Below are 17752 nucleotides of genomic sequence, written 5' to 3' on the forward strand. Positions count from 1 at the left end.
CGGTCCGGTCCGGCGCTCGCTAGGGTGCTCGCATGACCATCGTGGACATCGACCGTTTCGTCACCGACGGGTTCGTCAAGCTGACGGCGGCCGTGCCGCGTGAGGTCGGCGACGCCGCGCGGGAGCTGCTGTGGCAGCGGATCGGCCTGTCGCCCGACGACCCGTCCGGCTGGCGGGAGCCGGTGGTGTGGACCGCCGACCTCACCGGGGAGGGCCCCTTCGGGCAGATCATGACCAGCCCGAGGCTGTACAGCGCACTCGACGAGATCGCCGGTCCCGGCGGCTGGTCGCCGCGCGGCGCCCTCGGCAACATGCCGATCCGCTTCCCCGGCCGGTCGCTCGTCGACGACCGGGGCTGGCACATCGACGCCTCCACCGCCCGGCCCGACGGCTCGTGGGCCGTGTCCGGGCGGCCGGAGGCAATGTTGCTGCTGGTACTGCTGTCGGACGTGGGGCCGGACGACGCGCCCACTCGCATCCGGGCAGGCTCCCACCGCGACGCCGCCAAGGCGCTCGGCGACCAGGTGCTCGACCCCTTCGAGGCCGGTCCGCTGCTGGACGCGGCCTCCAAGGAACGCCCGCTGGCGTACGCGACGGGCTCGCCTGGCGACATGTACCTCGTCCACCCGCTGACCGTCCACGCGGCCGACGAACACCGGGGCACCCGGCCCCGCTTCATGTCCCAGGGCCCCATCCTGCTCAGCACCCCGGTCACCCCGGACGGCACGAACGCGCTGTCCCGCGCTCTTCGGGCGGGCTAACCGCCGGTGGCGGTGGGCAGCGCGTAGAGGTTGCCGTTCGACGCACCGACGTACACGAAGTCCGTCGTGACGACGGGCCGGGTCTGCACGTCGCCGCCGGTCTGGAAACGCCACCGCTCCTCACCGGTGGCGGTGTCCAGGGCGTGCAGCACGCGCTGGGCGTCCGTCAGGTACACGGTTCCGCCCGCCACCGTGGGGTGGGAGGAGTAGCCGGTGCCCGGGGCGGCGCTCCAGCGTTCCGCGCCGGTCGTCGCGTCGAGCGCGTGCAGCCGGCCGCCGGCGCCGCCCGCGTACACGACGCCCCTGGCCACCACGGGCTCCCACCCTTCTCCGTCCTCGCCGCTCATGGCGGGGAAGCTCCACAGGCGCCTGCCGGTGCGGGTGTCCAGCGCGTACGTCGTGCCGTCCTCGTCGGCGAGGTACACGATTCCGCCGGACACCACGGGACGGAAATTGACAGGGCCGAAGACCCGCGAACTCCAGCGGACCTTCCCGGTGGCGGCGTCCAGCGCGCGCACCTCGCCGGTCTCGCTCGCCGCATAGATCACGTCGCCGGTCCGTGCCAGATGGATGGTGTCGTGCCGTCCGCCGACCCGCGATCGCCACCTGCGGGCTCCGGTGCGGGGGTCCAGCGCGTACAGCGTGCCCTCGGGGTCGCCGACATGGACGAGCGTTCCGGCGATCAGCGGCGTGGGGGCGGCGAAGTCGCCCGGCGGGCGGAAGGTCCACAGCTTCCGGCCGGTGGCGCGATCCAGGGCGACCAGCTCGGCGTCCGGCAGTTCGGTGAACCTGACCCAGAGGTAGAGGCGGCCACCCGAGACCACCGGGATCGTGCCGGCCTCCATGGTGCGGCCCCACTTCAGCCGGCCGGTGGCCACGTCCAGCGCGACCAGCCGCTCACCGTTCGCCGCGAACACGGTGTCCCCGGCCACCACCAGGTGGCGGGCGTTCATGCCGCCGATCCGGAAGCGCCACCGCGGCGCGCCGGTGGCGGCGTCCAGCGCGTGCACCGTGCCGTCGTCGCTCGCGGCGTGGACGACGCCACGGGCCACCACCGGATCGGAATAGAAGACCGCGTCGGCCGGGTGGTTCCAGCCGCGTGGGTGCGGGGTGGAGGGGGCGCGGACGCCGGGCCGGTAGCGTGCGAGCAGATTGTCGCGTAGCAACGGCGAGATGAGCCGTACCGCCGAGCGTGACGGGGAGCTGAGCCGGACGATGACGGGGCCCACGTTGATGATCGTCGCACCGAAGTACCCGGTCGGGTGGGCCGCCGTGTAGGACAGGAAACCCGGGCCTTCCGTGGTGGGATCGTAGGCGTCCACCGACTTGACCTCCGCGGCCTGGGCGGTGAACAGCTTGCGGGCGCCCGCGCTCGACGGCGACACCGCCTCCACGGAGACCGAGATGACGGCGCCGTCGTCGGTGAGCGGAATCCAGTCGCACTTCGCGGGCGTCGTACCGGCGAGATCGTCCGTGCCGGGCAGCACGCGGTAGCCCTCGGCGAAGACCGACAGGTCGCGTTCGGTCAGCAGGGAGCAGGCGGCGGGCCAGGCGCTCGCCGGGACGCCACCGAACCGGGCGGGCCCGCGGGCAGGCCCGTAGCCCAGCCTGTAGGCGATGACCCGGCTGTCACCGGGGACGGTGCTGTGCACGAAGGCCATGTCCCGGATCGCGCCGAGCAGGATGGCGTGCTCGTGCGGTACGTCCAGGGGCAGTCCGCCGAGCCGCCCGGAGCCGGGGTCCAGCGACATCAGATAGGCGGGCAACGGCCACCTGTTCCGGGGGGTGTCCTCGCGCCGGTGGATCGCCTCGGAGTAGGAGCCGGTGAACAGGGGTGGGCTCCAGCCGTCCGGGTCCGTCATGCCGGTGGCCGCCCTGGCGTCGGGCAGCGGGTGGCCGTCCCCCGCGTAGAAGGAGTCGTTCGTCCCGATCCAGACCCGGATGTGCCCCTCCGCGTTGGTCGTGACGGAGAGATAGGCGTCCTCCATCGCCGCGAAGGGCGAGGTCAGCGGACGTGTCCAGGCGGGGCGCAGGGTGCGCGGGTCCAGTGCGGCGAGCTGTAGCCTGCCGCCCGCGCAGTGGCTGAGCAGGAGCACCGATCGCGAGGTCGCGGCGCTGCGCATCTCGCACCCCCGCGCGTACGTCGTCCGTGCGGTGGGCGCGCCGGTCCGCAGATCGAGGCCGTACGCGGCGGCGGGGTCGGCCGTCCGCTCGAACACCACGATGCCCCGCTCGGTCACCATGATCGGTGAGCCCAGGTACGCGTAGTCCTCATTCGGCGCCACCTCGCGCACGGTGATCGCGCGCCGCCACAGCACGGCGCCCGTGGCCAGGTCATGGCCCTCCACGGTCTTGTCGGCCCGGTCCCGTGCCCCTCTCGACACGACCAGGACGTCCGCCGCGATCCACACCCCCGTGATGGGCTCGATGGGGGCCGGGGCGGCGGGGACGGTGCGCCTCAGTTCACCGGTACGCGGATCATGGACCCGCACGCCGCCCTCGCGCGTCACCGCGGCGAACGCGTCGCCGGACACGGCGTGTCGCGGAGTGTCGGAGAACGACGTGCCGGTGTCGAAGTCCGCGGGTACCGACCACGCCTCCCGCCACTCGGCGGGCACCGGCCGGAACCGCGGAGCATCGCCGGCCACGGCAGGCGAGGCTGCCACGACCACCGCGGCCAGGACCGCCACCGAACGGGGCCTGAGCACGGTCAGCACCCCATGGCCTTCTTGACCTCCGCGCACGCCGCCGTACGGGAGAGCGGCTGCCATCCGCCCAGTGCGGAGATCCCGTAGTAGGCGCGATAGCGGTCGGCGATGCCGCTCACCCGGAACGGCCGGCCGTCGGGCCCCCCGATCGTCATCTTCTCGGTCCGGCCGTCCGCGAGCAGGGTGACCTGGAGATCGAACTCGTAGTACGCCGCCGATCCCGTGATGGACATGGCCAGCGTGACCGGATCGTCCCGTTTCAGGTCTATCTGTTGTTTTCTGAAGTAGGAGGTGTCCGGGTTCTTGGCGTTGGTGAAGCGGGGGGCCTGCTCGTCCAGGTCGGCGGACAGTTCGATGGTCTGGGCCACACCCTCGGAGGAGTAGACGAACAGCGCGCCGTCCGAGACCGGCTTGCGGGTGAGCACGCGCGGCGTGATGTCGATGATGCGCAGGCTGCTGCGGTTGCCGGCCAGGACCACGGTGACGTCCGCCGTTCCGAGCGGGGCCCAGTCGTGGCTCCGCATGATCGCCTCCCGGCTGGAGCCGGACCCGGCGCCCAGCAGGACCGCCCGTTCTCCGGGATCGGTCACCGGCCTGCGCAGGGTGGTGTGCTGCGTGGCGTAGTCCACGGCCACGTGGGCGACCGTGAGCGGTCGCTGTCCGCTGATCCGGTCGACCGCGTCGGGGCCGCGTGCCTCGAACCAGACGGTGAACGCGGTGCCGATCGCCGCGACGAGCACAGCGCCGAGTAGCCCGGCGAGCCAGGCCCGCATGGCCTTCCATCGGCCCGCCATGGGTGTGGTTTCCTCTGCCGGAGTGCGGGCCGCCACATTCGCCCGATTAGATGTGGTCCGCCGTTTTTGGCGCGCTTTGACCATGAGGCTTCCTCCCAGGAACAATGCGCGAAGCCGGCACCCCTTATCGCCTAGCTATATACCTGCGAGGCCGCGGCGGACAGGTTTTCGGCGGACTCTATGTTCGGCGGGCCTGGGAATTGTCCAATTAATCCAATTGTGGTGCGTATGAAACCCCGGCCCTGGTGTGGGCCGGGGCGGTGATGGGGTCAGGCCCAGGGGTCGAAGGGGATGCCGCCCGGCTTGGCGGCCGCCAGGTGGCTCTTCATGGTGTCGGTGCCGAGCTTGATGGTGGCCCGGCCATAGCCGGTGTGATAGATGAACTGGTTGCGGAAGTCCACACTGGGATAGCCGTTCCAGCCGACCAGGCGCGGATAGAACCACCCGCCGGTGTGGTTCTCGATCGCCTCGTCGCTGGCGTTGGCCAGGCGGAAGCAGTGCGTCTTGCGGGCGTCCTTGTGATAAACGACCTTCGGGTGCGTGCCGCTCGCGTCGAAGCGCACGCTCGAACGGTGGTAGGTCTCCCAGTAGTCGTGCTCGGAGTGGGAGACGTACTGCACCTGGTTGTTCTGCACCCACACCACGACGTGCTCGAAGTCGTGCCGGTGGCCGCAGCCCGGCTCGGTGCTACAGCCGTCCACCGTCTGGTCCTTCTCGAAATAGCTGGCGTACATGATCGCGCACCAGCCGTTGTTGCACTTCGCCCGCGCGTAGGTGTTGGATTCCTGTAATTGCGCGAGGTCGCGGCAGTGGCCGTTCACCGCGCCGCCGAGGCGCAGCCCGGGGTTGACGTAACGGCCGGAGGTGATGGCCGCCGTCGCGTAGCAGCCGTCCCTGTCGTAGTCGTACGCGGGGGAGAACGTCTGCTCCAGGCCGTCCGCGTTCTGCGGCATTTTCGGGATGACGTCGGCCCGGGCGGGAGACGACACGCTCAGCAGGAGCAGGAGAGCGCCGAACGCGCTCGCCAGAGCGCGCGGCCAGGTTCGGCCCGGAGTCGGAGCGATGGTCATTCGCGGCCCTTTCTTTTCCTTCGACGGCCCGGAACGTGTTCTCCGGCGGAATCCGGGCGCGTGGCCGGAGGAAATCGGGGGAGCATCGGCCGCGCGCCCCATTCAGCATCCGCCGGGGGCCGCATTTCGTCATCGGGTGACGGTCGCCCGGGTGGTGAATTTCCGATCGATGCCCGATGGCCGCCGGCCGTCGGGCGCGCAGCGGGGGTGACACGGGAGGCGGGGCACGCGTACGGTGAGCGCGTGGAGCATGGAGGCGGCCCCCTGGCCTGTGCAGGGACGAACGGCCGATGAGCGGCGGCAGTTGCCCCGACTGCGGCGGGAGCGGCGAGGACCGCACCCTGCCCGGCTACGTCCTGCGCTGCGGGCGGTGCTCCGGCCGGGGAGTCGACCATTTGCTGGGCAACGCCCCCGCCGCGCCTGCCGAGCCCCCGCCGGTCTGGGAGGACCGATGCTGGTCCGACCCCCGGCTGGCCGGGATCTCCTGCCGGATCTGCCTCGATCAGAGGTACGTCGCCAACGTGCGGGGCGGCGTCCTGGCCACGCTCCCGTGCCCGGCCTGTACACCGGGCGACTGAACCCCCGCGTCATGCCCTCCCGGCTCACCACTCCCGGGTGGCGATCAGTTCCTCCACATCGAAATCCGTGAATCCGTACGCCGTGGCGATGAACCAGAAGTCCTCGGCGATCACCTCTCGCGCGATGGTCTCGATCTCGCTCCCCGCCGCCTCGAACTCCGCCTCCAGCCGGTTGAACTCCTCCGTCGCGGCCTGGGTCAGCGCGTACAGGGACGCCAGGTCCGACGGCCGCTCCGCCTCGATCCGCTCGCACAGCGCGACCAGGATCGCACTGCCCTTGTCGAGGACGTGATCGGGGAAGTATGGGTCCGCGTACAGTCCGCGCAGGAACGTGCGCCCGGTCACCTTCTCGTTGGTGATCGTCATCGTTGATCTCAGTCCTTTCGCTGGTCGCCCGGGGCCCGGTCCTGGATCGACAGGCTGAGGAACACGAAGGCGACGACGAACACGACGCCCGCCGTGGCGCCCCAGCGCCATTCGCCCAGCCAGATCCACGCGATGAGCATCGCGGCGACGGCCGCGAACAGCGCGATGGCGACGTTCTTCATCCATCCGGTGGGCTGGCGCGTGCTCATCAGGCTCCTGTTCGCGGTGACGGGGGGCGTGCGATGCCGACGATAGTTGCGGGTGGCCGGGAGCAGGGACGGTCGGGCAAGATCGAGACATGGTCTCTGTAGTACAGAACGTCGCGATCGACTGCACGAACGCCTACGAACTCGCCCGCTTCTGGAGCGAGGTGACCGGCCACCCCCTCCACCCCGATGACCGGCCGGGCGACGACGAGACCTTGGTCATGCTCCCGGAGGGGCCGGTGCTGCACTTCAACCAGGTGCCCGAGGGCAAGACGGTGAAGAACCGGATCCACCTGTGCCTGCGTCCCGACAGCACCCGCGAGGCGGAGGTCGATCGCCTGCTGGCCCTCGGCGCGACCTTCGTGGCCGACCACCGCAAGCCCGACGGCACGGGCTGGGCCGTGCTCGCCGACCCCGAGGGCAACGAGTTCTGCGTACTGCGCAGCGCCGCCGAGCGAGCGGCGACCTGACCCGAGCCCTCCACCACAGGCCCGCACGGTCGCGTACCTATTTCCGATATATCAAGTAGGTAATATTGACTTATTGGAGATCGCGGCTTAGCGTCGAAGCATGAGCCAGGGCCTTTCCTTGATCAGGTGCCGCCACGTGGACTTCGGGCACGTCGCCGCCGCTCTCTGTCCTTGATCGGGGACCCGTAGCCGCGGGCCTCCCGCCCCTTTCGCGCTCGCGGCGTGGCCGGTGCCCCCGCCGACCTCCGGCTCTCCCCGCACCATCCGGGCGCCCGCCCCGGTCGCCGGGTGAGCGTGCTTCTCCCGTGAGGCCCCTTTCGACTCGTCACCCTGGGAGGACTTGTGTCCACATATGCACGTACGGCCACCAAGCCATCGCTCTACGCCACCCCCATCGATCACACCGCCTACGGCCACTACGGCGAGGGCCGCCTGTTCCAGTCCCCCGGCTGGAACCGCCCCCTCTACCCCTTCCAGGGCCGGATCTCCGCCGAGGGCGCCGGTGGTCCCTTCCCGGCCGAGCCCGGCCGCTACCACATCTACGCCGCCTGGGTCTGCCCCTACGCCCAGCGCGCCGCGATCGTCCGCAAGCTGAAGGGCCTGGAGCACGTCGTCTCCCTCTCCTACGTGGACGACGAGCGCGACGGCCGGGGCTGGGCCTTCCGGGAGCGCCGCGGCGCCGACCCGGTCAACGGCTTCACCCTGCTTGAGCAGGCGTACGAGGCCACCGAGAAGGGGTACGGCGGGCACATCTCGGTGCCGGTGCTGTGGGACCGGCAGACCGGCCTCATCGTCAGCAACGACTTCCCGGACATCACCATCGACCTGGCGACCAAGTTCGAGCGGTGGGCCGGTACCGACGCCGACCTCTACCCCGTGCCGCTGCGCACCCGGATCGACGAGCTGAACCGCTGGATCTACGACGACGTCAACACCGGCGTCACCCGCGTGGCCAGGGCCACCGTGGAGGTCGAGCGGGAACGCGAGCGGCACCGGGTGGTCGCCGCCCTGGAACGGCTGGACGAGCAACTGTCCGAGCAGCGGTTCCTGACCGGGGACACGGTCACCGAGGCCGACGTACGGCTGTGGGTGACGCTGGCCAGGTTCGACTCCGAGTACAACCGCGACCACCTGGTGAGCGAGCGGGAGCTGACCGACTTCGAGTACCTGTGGCCGTACGCCCGCGACCTGTACCAGCGCCCGGCGTTCCGGGAGACGATCGAAGGGCTGCCCGCCACCTGGGAAGCCGCGCACGGACGGGGCCGATGAGCCGCAGGCGGGTCCACCTGGCGGCCCACTTCCCCGGCGTGAACAACACCACCGTCTGGAACGACCCACGCTCGGGCAGTCAGATCGACTTCGCCTCGTTCGTCCATCTGGCACAGACCGCCGAGCGCGGCAAGTTCGACTTCTTCTTCCTGGCCGAGGGGCTGCGGCTGCGCGAGCTGAAGGGCCGCATCCACGATCTGGACGTGGTCGGCCGCCCCGAATCGCTCACCGTGCTCAGCGCGCTGGCCGCGGTGACCGGCCGGCTCGGCCTGGCCGGCACGGTCAACGCCACCTTCAACGAGCCCTACGAGCTGGCCCGCCGGGTGGCCACCCTGGACCACCTCAGCGAGGGCCGCGCCGGGTGGAACGTGGTGACCACCTCCGACGCCTTCACCGGCGAGAACTTCCGGCGCGGCGGCTACCTGGACCGCGCCGACCGCTACGAGCGGGCCGCCGAGTTCGTCCGGCTGTCGCGCGAGCTGTGGGACTCCTGGCACCCGGACGCGATCGTCGCCGACCGGGCGGCCGGGCGGTTCGTCCGGGAGGGCGCGATCGGCACGGTCCGGCACGAGGGCGCGCAGTTCACGATCGAGGGCCGGGCCACCGTGCCGCGCCCGCCGCAGGGCCACCCGGTGATCATCCAGGCGGGCGACTCCGACGAGGGCCGCGAGTTCGCCGCCTCGTCCGCTGACGTGATCTTCACCCCGCATGGCACGCTGGAGGACGGCCGGCGCTTCTACGCCGACGTCAAGCGCCGCCTGGCGAAGTACGGCAGGAAGCCGCACCAGCTGAAGATCATGCCAGGCGTGACCTTCGCGCTCGGCGACACCGAGGAGGAGGCCGCCGAGAACGCCGCCGAGATCCGCCGGAAACAGGTCGGGCCGCAGACCGCCATCGCGTTCCTTGAGCAGGTCTGGGGCCGGGACATGTCGGCCTATGACCCGGACGGCCCGCTGCCGGACGTCGAGCCGGACCTGTCGGGGGGCGTCAGCCAGGGCCGCACCCAGCTCGGGGACCGCGCCGCGGTGGCCGCCAAGTGGCGGGCGCTGGCCGACGAGAAGCGGCTGACGATCCGCGAACTGGTCATCGAGGTGACCGGACGCCAGAACTTCGTCGGCACCCCGCAGGCCGTGGCCCAGAAGATCGACGAGTACGTGCAGGCCGAGGCCGCCGACGGGTTCATCCTGGTGCCGCACCTGACGCCCGGCGGCCTGGACGAGTTCGTGGACCGGGTCGTGCCGCTGCTCCAGGAGCGCGGCGCCTTCCGCGCCGACTACACCGGCACCACCCTTCGCGAACACCTGGAGCCGGCATGACGTTGCACCTCGCGGTGGCCCTCGATGGCGCGGGCTGGCATCCGGCCGCGTGGCGCGAGCCGCCCGCCGCGCCGGAGGCGATCTTCTCGCCGCGCTACTGGGCCGGACTGGTCGCCGAGGCCGAACGCGGACTGCTCGACTTCGTCACCATCGAGGACGATCTAGGGTTGCAGTCCACCCTGCCCGACGCCCCCGACGATCGCATCGACCAGGTGCGCGGCCGGTTCGACGCGGTACTGCTGGCCGCCCGGCTGGCCCCGCCGGCCGGCCGGATCGGGCTGGTGCCCACCGCCACCACCACCCACACCGAACCGTTCCACGTCGCCCTCGGCATCGCCACCCTCGACCACGTCAGCGGCGGCCGGGCCGGGTGGCAGGTGAAGGTCTCGCCGCGTTCCTTCGAGGCCGGGCACCTCGGCCGCAGGCCGCTGCCCGGCTACCGGGACCTGTACGCCGAGGCGACCGACGCCGTGGAGGTGGCCAGGCGGCTCTGGGACAGCTGGGAGGACGACGCCGAGATCCGCGACACGGCCACCGGCCGGTTCATCGACCGCGGCAAGCTCCACTACATCGACTTCGCCGGGCGGTTCTTCTCGGTCAAGGGCCCGTCGATCACGCCGCGCTCGCCGCAGGGGCAGCCGGTGGTGACCACCCTGGCCGACTCCCGGGTGTCGTACGAGTTCGCCGCGGCCGGGGCCGACGTCGTTTTCGTCACGCCGCGCTCCGCCGAGGAGGCCAGGGCCGTCGTGACGGAGATCAGGGAGCTGTCCCCGGACCTGAAGATCTTCGCCGACCTGCTGGTCTTCGCGGGCGAGGACGCGTACCGGCGCAAGGCCCGGCTCGACGAACTGGCCGGGGCCGAACCGGCCTTTGACGCCGCCGTGGTCACCGGCACCGTCACCGAGCTGGCCGATCTGCTGCTGGAGTGGCGGCGGGCGGGCGTCCAGGGCTTCCGGCTGCGGCCGGGGGCCCTGCCGTACGACCTGCGGGAGATCACCCGGGGACTCACCGCCGAACTGCGCGACCGCGGGGCGTTTCGCTGCGAGTATGAGTCCGACACCCTTCGCGGGCTGCTCGGCCTCCCGCGGCCGGTCAGCCGATACGCGGAGGTTCGATGAGATTTCTGGCCATCACCCTGATCGCGCACAGTGACGACCGGTCACCCACCGAACGCTTCCGCGAGGTCGTCGCCAACGCGGTGCTCGCCGAAGAGCTCGGCTTCGACGGGTTCGGCGTGGGCGAGCGCCACGAGCGGCCGTTCATCTCCTCCTCGCCCCCGGTCGTGCTCAGCCACATCGCCGCCAAGACCACCAGGATCCGGCTGTTCACCGCGGTCACCACGCTGAGCCTGCTGGACCCGGTACGCGCCTACGAGGACTACGCCACCCTGGACCACCTGTCCGAGGGCCGGCTGGAGCTGATCATCGGCAAGGGCAACGGGGCCGCGCAGGCCAAGCTGTTCCACGTCACCGCCGACGACCAGTGGGACCGCAACCGCGAGTCCTACGAGCTGTTCCGCCGCCTGTGGCGGGAGGACAAGGTCACCTGGGAGGGCCGGTTCCGGCCCTCGCTCACCGACGCCGAGACCTGGCCGCGCCCGCTGCAACGCCCGATCCGGGTCTGGCACGGCAGCGCCACCAGCAAGGAGTCGGTGGACCTCGCGGCCCGCTACGGCGACCCGCTGTTCTCCGCCAACGTCACCAACCCCATCGAGCCGTACGCCGAGCTGGTCGACCACTACCGCGAACGCTGGGCGCACTACGGCCACGACCCGCGCGACGCGCTGGTCGGAGCCGGTACCGCCGGTTACTACGCGGCCAAGACCTCCCAGCAGGCCATCGAGACCTACCGGCCGATCTTCGACGCCCGCACGGCGTTCCTGCGGAAGTTCGACGTGCCGGTGGTCTTCCCCACGCTGGAGGACGCCATCGAGCGCAGCTCGATCCTGGTCGGCAGCCCGCAGCAGGTCATCGACAAGGTCCTGCGCTACCACAAGCGGTTCGGCCACGAGGTCATGCACCTGCACGCCGACGCCGACGGACTCGCCCCCGCCAAGCACCGCGAGTCCCTGGAACTGTTCCAGTCCGAGATCGCCCCCGTCCTGCGGGCGGAGATCCCCAGCCGTCCGCTCGGAGGAGCCTCATGACGCTGTCCATCCTGGATCTGGCCCCGATCAAGTCGGGGCACACGGCGGCCGAAGCGCTGCACGAGACGATCGACCTCGCCCGGCAGGCCGAGCGGTTCGGCTACCGCCGCTACTGGCTGGCCGAGCACCACTTCGCCCGGGGCGTGGCGAGTTCGGCCCCGGCCGTGCTGATCGGCCTGGTCGCGGCGGCCACCGCCACGATCAGGGTCGGGTCCGGGGCCGTCCAATTAGGGCATCAGACGCCGCTGTCGGTGGTCGAGTCGTTCGGCGTGGTCGACGCGCTGTATCCGGACCGGATCGACCTCGGCATCGGCCGCTCAGGGCAGCGCCGCGGCGAGATAGCCGCGGCGGCCGCCAAATCCGCCGAGCCCGCCGAGCCCGCGGAGCTCGCCGAGAAGCGGTCCGCCCAGGTCGTGGACGGCCTGCTGATCCCGCCGCCGTTCGACTTCGCCAAGCTCGTCAAGCATCCGCACTTCGCGCACCAGGCGTCGTTCCTCCAGCAGCCGGGCGCGCAGACCCCCGACTTCGCGGGCCAGATCGACGACGTGCTCGCGCTGCTCGCGGGCACGCACGAGGTGCCCGCCGTGCCCGGCGAGGGGGCCCGGCTGCGGGTGTGGATCCTGGGCAGCAGCGGTGGCCAGAGCGCGCAGGTCGCGGGGGAGCGCGGCCTGCCGTTCGCGGCCAACTACCACGTCAGCCCGTCTAACGTGCTGGAGGCGGTGGCGGCCTACCGGGCGGCGTTCAAGCCGTCGGAGGCCCTGGCCGAGCCGTACGTGATCGTGTCGGCCGACGTCGTGGTGGCCGACGACGAGGACCGCGCCCGCGAACTGGCCAAGGGCTACGACCTGTGGGTGCGCAGCATCCGCACGGGCGCGGGCGCGATGCCGTACCCGACCCCGGCCGAGGCCGACGCGCACGTCTGGACCGCCGAAGACCTCGAACTCGTCAAGGACCGCGTGGACACCCGCTTCGTCGGCACCCCCGAGCAGGTCGCCGGGCGGCTACGGGTGCTACGCCGGGTGACCGGGGCCGACGAACTGCTCGTCACCACCATCACCCACGACCACCAGGACCGGGTGCGCTCCTACGAGCTGCTCGCCGAGGCATGGAACCGCCCGTGAGACGCCTGACCCCTCTGCTGCTCGTGTTCGCCCTGGCCGCGTGCGGCGGGCAGCCCCAAACGGCCGGTCAAAGCACCCAGGGCAGCTCGCTGACCTGGGCGATCGAGACGCAGCCGGTCACGCTCAACCCGCAGCAGTGGTCCCAGAACAAGGCCAGGCTGCTGGTGTTCAACCAGTTCGACGCGCTGGTCTCGCGCGCCGAGGACGGCTCCTTCAAGCCGTGGCTGGCCAAGTCCTGGAAGGTCTCCGGCGACGGGCTGACCTACACCCTGCACCTCCGCGACGACGTCACCTTCCACGACGGCACGAAGTTCGACGCCGCGGCGGTCAAGGCCAACCTCGACCAGTTCCGGGTGCCGGGCTACAACCCGCAGGTGGTCGCGATCCAGCTCAAGGCGTTCGACCGGGCGGAGGTCGTCGCGCCGGCCACCGTCAAGATCACGCTGAAGAAGCCGGACGCGCTGTTCCTGGACTTCCTCGCCTCCCCGTACGCCGGGCAGGTGTCGCCGAAGTCGCTGAAGGGCGCCAAGGACGTGAAGTTCGGCGGGCCTGACCTGGTGGGCACCGGGCCGTTCATCCTGGACCGGTACGTCCAGGGCCAGGAGATCCACTACCGCCGCAACCCCGGCTACGCCTGGCCCCCCGCGGGCGCGGCGCACCAGGGCCCGGCGCACCTGGCGGAGATCACCTACCGCTTCCTGCCCGAGGCCGCGGTCAGGGTCGGCGCGCTCACCTCCGGCCAGGTGCAGGTCATCGAGGGCGTACCGGCCACCGAGACCGCCCTGATCAAGGAGAATCCCGGTCTGGCCCTGCTGACCAGCCTGAACGCGGGCACCGCCTACTCCTACTACTTCAACACCACCCGCCCGCCGTTCGATGACCAGCGGGTGCGCGAGGCGTTCCGCGCGGCCGTGGACGTGGACTCGGTGCTGAAGTCGGTCTACCAGGGCACCGCCACCCGGGCGTGGAGCGTCGTCGGCGACAAGAGCCCGTTCTACGACGAGACCCTGAAGGGCGCCTACGGCGGCGACGTGGCCAAGGCCAACGCGCTGCTCGACGCGGCCGGCTGGAAGGCCCGCGACTCCGAGGGCTTCCGGGTCAAGGACGGCAAGCGGCTGACCGTGCGCGAGGTGGCCTCCGCCCCGTACGTCCGCGACCGCAGGGACGTCCTCGCCCAGGCCGTGCAGGCCCAGGTCAAGCAGAACGCCGGGATCGACTTCCAGATCAGGACCGTGGACCAGGGCTCGGCCCAGAAGGCCCTCGACGAGGGCGAGTACGAGCTGTTCGGCAACTCCCGCGGCGACTCCGACGTGGGCGCGGCGCTCAACCTGATCCTGCCGAGCGACGGCGCGATCAACCGGAGCGGGTACGCCGACCCGCAGGTGGACAAGTGGCTGCGCGCCGCGTCGGCCACGTCCGACGCCGCCGAGCGCAAGGCGCTGTACACCAAGGTGCAGCGCAAGGTCGTGCTGGACAAAGCGATCCTGTTCCCGCTGTACGTGCCCGCCGACCAGGTCGCGGCGCAGCGCAGCGTGCAGGGGCTCGGCTTCGACCCGGCCTCCGGCACGCCCGCGAGCGCCTACGACGTCCGGATCGGCACGTGATCAAGCGTCTCGGCACCGGCCTGGTCGTGCTCTGGGCCGCCGCCACCGCGTCCTACCTGGCGCTGCTGTTCGCGCCCGGCGACACGGTGGACATCCTGATCGGCGACGGCGCGGACACCCCGGAGATCCGGGCGGGGATCATCGCCGAGTGGGGGCTGGACCGGCCGGAGATCGTCCAGTACCTCGCGTACCTGTGGCGGCTGCTGCACGGCGACCTCGGCCGCTCCTACCGGTTGCAGCGCGGGGTGGGCGAGGTCCTGGCCACCCAGCTCGGGCCGACCGCGCAGCTCACGCTGGCGGCGGCGGCCACCGGGGTGGTGCTGGCCGCCGTCATCGCGGTCGGCACCGCCGGGCGCGGCCGGTGGCTGCGCGGGGCCGCCTCCGCCGCCGAACTGGTGTCGGTCTCGGTGCCGCCGTTCCTGATCGGGCTGGTGCTGCTGTCGGTGTTCTCCTTCACCCTCGGCTGGTTCCCGGTCTCCGGCGCGCAGGGACCGGCCGCGCTGGTGCTGCCCGCGCTCGCGCTCGGCCTGCCGATCGCGGGCGTGCTCGGCCAGGTGCTGCGGGGCGGGCTGGAACACGCGCTGGAACAGCCGTTCGCGGTCACCGCCAGGGCCCGCGGGCTCACCGAGCGGGCGCTGATCGCCCGGCACGCGCTGCGGCACGCGCTGATCCCCGCCGTGACGCTGGCGGGCTGGTTCACCGGGACGCTGCTCGGCGGCGCGGTGATCACCGAGGTGCTGTTCGGCCGCCCGGGGCTCGGCCAGGTCGCCATGCAGGCGGTGACCGGCCAGGACATGCCGGTCGTGATGGCCGTCGTGCTGCTGTCGGCCGTGGTGTACGTGACCATCAGCACCCTGCTGGACGTGGCCTACCGGCTCATCGACCCCCGGATCCGCGCATGAGGTACGTTCCTGTCGCCTTTCTGGTGCTGCTCGCCGTGGCGGTGGCCGCGCCCGGACTGGTGGCCGTGGCCGACCCGCTGGCCGCCGACCCCGCGGGCGCGCTGGCCCCGCCGGGCGGCGGCGGCCTGCTCGGCACCGACCACCTGGGCCGGGACGTGCTGGCGCGGGTGATCCACGGGGCCCGGCACTCGGTCAGCATCGGCGTCGCCGTCACCGTCCTCGCGGTCTCCTGCGGCGTGCTGCTCGGCCTGGCCGCCGGGCTGTCGCCGAAGTGGCTGGACGAGGCCCTGGCCCGCGCCTTCGACGTGCTGTCCACCCTGCCGGAACTCCTGCTCGCGCTGCTCATCGTGGCGATCACCGGCCCCGGCACCGGCAACGTCATCTTCGCCATCGCCGCCGCGCAGCTCCCCAACTACGCCCGGGTGATCCGCGCGCAGACCTTCGTCGTACGCCGGGCCGGGTACGTCGAGCAGGCGCTCACCTTCGGCCGCTCGCGCTGGGCGATCACCGCCCGGCACGTACTGCCCAACGTCCTCGGGCCGATCCCGGTGCTGGCCACCATCGGCCTGGGCCAGGCGGTGATCGCCGGATCCGGGCTCAGCTTCCTCGGCATGGGGCCGCAGCCGCCCGCCGCCGAGTGGGGCGCGATGCTCGCCGAGGCCCGCAACTACCTGCGGGTGGCCTGGTGGGAGGCGCTGTTCCCGGGGGTGGCGATCACGCTGACCGTCGTCTGCCTGACCGTCGTCGGGCGGCGGCTGCAACGTCGCTTCGAGGGGAGGACGCCATGACCACGTACGCGGCGGCGAAGCCCGCGGAGTCCACGGCCACCCTGCTGGCCGTCACGGACCTGCGGGTGGGCTTCGGCGGCGAGGATGGCGAGGAGGTCGTGCGCGGGGTGTCGCTGTCGGTGGCCCCGGGGGAGTGCGTGGCGATCGTGGGGGAGTCCGGGTCGGGCAAGAGCGTCACCGCGCGCACGCTGCTCGGGCTGACCGGGCCGGGTTCGGTCGTGCGCGCGAAGGAGTTCCAGGTCAACGGGCGGGACGCGCTCGGCTTCGGCCCGGCGCAGTGGCGGCGGCTGCGCGGCGGGTTCGCCGGGCTGGTCCTCCAGGACGCGCTGGTGTCGCTCGACCCGCTGCGTACCGTGGGGGCCGAGATCGGCGAGGTACTGGCCGTGCACGACGTCGTGCCGCGCGACCGGCGCGCGGCCCGGGTGCTGGAGCTCCTGGAGGCGGTGGGCGTGCCCGAACCGGCGCTGCGCGCGAAACAGCGCCCCCACGAGCTGTCCGGCGGGCTGCGGCAGCGGGCGCTGATCGCCTCCGCCATCGCCGCCGACCCCGCGCTGATCATCGCCGACGAGCCCACCACCGCGCTCGACGTCACCGTGCAGGCCCAGATCCTCGCGCTGCTGGCCGCGCGCAAGGCCGAAGGCACGGCGCTGCTGCTGGTCAGCCATGACCTGGCGGTCGTCGCCTCGATCGCGGACCGCATCCTGGTCATGCGGGAGGGCCGGTTCGTGGAGGAGGGACCGGCCGCGCAGGTGCTGACCGCGCCCGCGCACGAGTACACCAGGGCGCTGCTGGCGGCGGTGCCGTCCGCCGCGTCCCGGGGCACCCGGCTGACCACCGGCGAGCCGCGCCCGCGCGCCACGCCGCTCCCGCAGGCGCGGGTCCTGGCCGGTACCGGGCTGGTCCGTTCCTACGGCCGCCGCCGGGTCGTGGACGACATCGGCTTCACCCTGCACGCGGGCGAGACGCTGGGCGTCGTCGGTGAGTCCGGGTCAGGCAAGACCACCCTGGCCCGGCTCGCGCTGGGCCTGCTCGAACCCGACGCGGGCGAGGTCACCCTGCACCGGCGGCAGTGGAGCCGGGTGCCCGAGCGGGTCCGCCGCCCGCTGCGGCCCAAGATCCAGCTCATCTCCCAGAACCCGCTCGACTCCTTCGACCCCCGGCACGACGTCGGCCGGCTGATCGCCGAGCCGCTGCGGCTGCCCGCCGCCGAGCGCCGGGCCCGGGTGCTGGACCTGCTGGCCCGCGTCGGCCTGCCGCCGGAGACGGCCCGCCGCCGCCCGCGCGAGCTGTCCGGCGGGCAGCGCCAGCGGGTCGCCATCGCCCGCGCCCTCGGCCCCCGCCCCGACGTGCTCGTCTGCGACGAGCCGGTCTCCGCGCTGGACGTCTCCATCCAGGCCCAGGTGCTCGACCTGCTCGGCGACATCCAGGCCGAGTACGGCACCGCCCTGGTGTTCATCTCGCACGACCTGGGCGTGGTCCACCACATCGCCGACCGGGTGCTGGTCATGAAGGACGGCCGGGTGGTGGAGGAGGGCGACGTCGGGGAGGTGTTCGCCCGGCCCCGGCACCCCTACACGCGCACCCTGGTCGCCTCGGTGCCGCGCCCGCCCGACGACTGGCTGTAGTGGCCTGGTACCCCTGGCTGTAGGTCCG

Annotated in this window: 17 protein-coding genes; 12 read left to right on the forward strand and 5 right to left on the reverse strand. The window is 72.1% G+C overall.

Going from position 1 to position 17752, the window contains the following annotated elements; all coding sequences use genetic code 11:
• The first annotated feature begins 32 nt into the window (after window positions 1–32).
• Window positions 33–761 (forward strand): phytanoyl-CoA dioxygenase family protein, encoded by a 729-nt coding sequence (locus tag DP939_RS22675; RefSeq protein WP_113982778.1) that lies wholly within the window; start codon window positions 33–35, stop codon window positions 759–761.
• On the opposite strand, the gene DP939_RS22680 is transcribed toward DP939_RS22675, so the two are convergent.
• The 3 genes from DP939_RS22680 to DP939_RS22690 all read right to left on the reverse strand — a co-directional run bounded on the left by DP939_RS22680 (window position 758) and on the right by DP939_RS22690 (window position 5333).
• Window positions 758–3532, reverse strand: a complete 2775-nt coding sequence (locus DP939_RS22680; protein ID WP_113982779.1) for an outer membrane protein assembly factor BamB family protein — start codon at window positions 3530–3532, stop codon at window positions 758–760. The genes DP939_RS22675 and DP939_RS22680 overlap by 4 nt on opposite strands.
• Entirely contained in the window at window positions 3472–4263 is a 792-nt protein-coding gene (locus tag DP939_RS46265; RefSeq protein WP_158578656.1) for a hypothetical protein, read from the reverse strand. Before DP939_RS46265 ends, DP939_RS22680 begins: the two co-directional genes overlap by 61 nt.
• Before the next feature lie 269 nt (window positions 4264–4532).
• A complete protein-coding gene (locus tag DP939_RS22690) occupies window positions 4533–5333 on the reverse strand; it encodes an NPP1 family protein (RefSeq protein ID WP_113982781.1) in 801 nt (266 codons plus the stop codon).
• Between the two features lie 290 nt (window positions 5334–5623).
• Between DP939_RS22690 and DP939_RS22695 the strand changes: the two genes are divergently transcribed.
• On the forward strand, window positions 5624–5911 hold the full coding sequence (locus DP939_RS22695; protein ID WP_113982782.1) for a hypothetical protein: 288 nt from the start codon (window positions 5624–5626) through the stop codon (window positions 5909–5911).
• 24 nt (window positions 5912–5935) lie between these two features.
• Here the strand turns inward: DP939_RS22695 and DP939_RS22700 are convergent, their stop codons facing one another.
• The gene (locus DP939_RS22700) at window positions 5936–6277 is read right to left on the reverse strand and encodes a DUF5713 family protein (RefSeq protein ID WP_113982783.1); all 342 of its coding nucleotides are present in this window, start codon (window positions 6275–6277) and stop codon (window positions 5936–5938) included.
• A gap of 8 nt (window positions 6278–6285) precedes the next feature.
• Window positions 6286–6486: a hypothetical protein gene (locus DP939_RS22705; protein ID WP_113982784.1), complete on the reverse strand. Its 201-nt coding sequence runs from the start codon at window positions 6484–6486 to the stop codon at window positions 6286–6288.
• Between the two features lie 89 nt (window positions 6487–6575).
• Between DP939_RS22705 and DP939_RS22710 the strand changes: the two genes are divergently transcribed.
• The 10 genes from DP939_RS22710 (at window position 6576) to DP939_RS22755 (ending at window position 17724) form a co-directional block, all read left to right on the forward strand.
• Window positions 6576–6953: a VOC family protein gene (locus tag DP939_RS22710; RefSeq protein WP_113982785.1), complete on the forward strand. Its 378-nt coding sequence runs from the start codon at window positions 6576–6578 to the stop codon at window positions 6951–6953.
• Window positions 6954–7295: 342 nt separating this feature from the next.
• Complete coding sequence (locus DP939_RS22715; protein ID WP_113982786.1) at window positions 7296–8222, forward strand: glutathione S-transferase C-terminal domain-containing protein; 927 nt, start codon at window positions 7296–7298, stop codon at window positions 8220–8222.
• Window positions 8219–9538: an NtaA/DmoA family FMN-dependent monooxygenase gene (locus DP939_RS22720; RefSeq protein ID WP_113982787.1), complete on the forward strand. Its 1320-nt coding sequence runs from the start codon at window positions 8219–8221 to the stop codon at window positions 9536–9538. The genes DP939_RS22715 and DP939_RS22720 overlap by 4 nt, the downstream gene beginning before the upstream one ends.
• On the forward strand, window positions 9535–10656 hold the full coding sequence (locus DP939_RS22725) for an LLM class flavin-dependent oxidoreductase (RefSeq protein WP_113982788.1): 1122 nt from the start codon (window positions 9535–9537) through the stop codon (window positions 10654–10656). The genes DP939_RS22720 and DP939_RS22725 overlap by 4 nt, the downstream gene beginning before the upstream one ends.
• Complete coding sequence (locus DP939_RS22730) at window positions 10653–11684, forward strand: LLM class flavin-dependent oxidoreductase (protein WP_113982789.1); 1032 nt, start codon at window positions 10653–10655, stop codon at window positions 11682–11684. The genes DP939_RS22725 and DP939_RS22730 overlap by 4 nt, the downstream gene beginning before the upstream one ends.
• Complete coding sequence (locus DP939_RS22735) at window positions 11681–12805, forward strand: LLM class flavin-dependent oxidoreductase (protein ID WP_113982790.1); 1125 nt, start codon at window positions 11681–11683, stop codon at window positions 12803–12805. The genes DP939_RS22730 and DP939_RS22735 overlap by 4 nt, the downstream gene beginning before the upstream one ends.
• Window positions 12802–14409, forward strand: a complete 1608-nt coding sequence (locus DP939_RS22740) for an ABC transporter substrate-binding protein (RefSeq protein WP_225878431.1) — start codon at window positions 12802–12804, stop codon at window positions 14407–14409. The genes DP939_RS22735 and DP939_RS22740 overlap by 4 nt, the downstream gene beginning before the upstream one ends.
• The gene (locus DP939_RS22745) at window positions 14406–15311 is read left to right on the forward strand and encodes an ABC transporter permease (RefSeq protein ID WP_113982792.1); all 906 of its coding nucleotides are present in this window, start codon (window positions 14406–14408) and stop codon (window positions 15309–15311) included. Before DP939_RS22740 ends, DP939_RS22745 begins: the two co-directional genes overlap by 4 nt.
• On the forward strand, window positions 15308–16099 hold the full coding sequence (locus DP939_RS22750; RefSeq protein ID WP_113982793.1) for an ABC transporter permease: 792 nt from the start codon (window positions 15308–15310) through the stop codon (window positions 16097–16099). The genes DP939_RS22745 and DP939_RS22750 overlap by 4 nt, the downstream gene beginning before the upstream one ends.
• Complete coding sequence (locus DP939_RS22755) at window positions 16096–17724, forward strand: dipeptide ABC transporter ATP-binding protein (RefSeq protein WP_113982794.1); 1629 nt, start codon at window positions 16096–16098, stop codon at window positions 17722–17724. Before DP939_RS22750 ends, DP939_RS22755 begins: the two co-directional genes overlap by 4 nt.
• Window positions 17725–17752: the final 28 nt, after the last annotated feature.

It is taken from the genome of Spongiactinospora rosea, from assembly GCF_003315795.1.
In the GTDB taxonomy this organism is placed as follows: domain Bacteria; phylum Actinomycetota; class Actinomycetes; order Streptosporangiales; family Streptosporangiaceae; genus Spongiactinospora; species Spongiactinospora rosea.